This is a genomic window from Sedimentibacter sp. B4 (assembly GCF_000309315.1).
Classification (GTDB): Bacteria; Bacillota; Clostridia; order Tissierellales; family Sedimentibacteraceae; genus Sedimentibacter; species Sedimentibacter saalensis.
The window spans coordinates 1-245 of the sequence record NZ_CANG01000318.1 but is presented as its reverse complement, the minus strand read 5'-3'; the positions used below and the strand labels follow the sequence as shown (position 1 = coordinate 245).

The window sequence follows — 245 nt, the reverse complement described above, 5'->3', positions numbered from 1 at the left end:
CTATTGCTGCTCAAGCATTGTTTGAGCAGTATTAACATGTGGGGGTATAGCTCAGTTGGGAGAGCACCTGCCTTGCAAGCAGGGGGTCAAGAGTTCGAATCTCTTTATCTCCACCACTAATTTTTATAATTAGAACGCAGTTTCGCTTCACAATTTTTACGCTTCCTACGGTCGCGCAAAATTGGAGCTCATTGCGTCAGACCTACCGCCATTTATTCTTCGAACAAATGGGGTTAGGGCTAGAG

1 tRNA gene is annotated in these 245 nt (G+C 45.3%); it reads left to right on the top strand.

Annotated elements, in window-relative coordinates:
* The first annotated feature begins 40 nt into the window (after positions 1–40).
* Positions 41–116 (top strand) — tRNA-Ala (locus BN358_RS11240).
* Positions 117–245 lie beyond the last annotated feature (129 nt).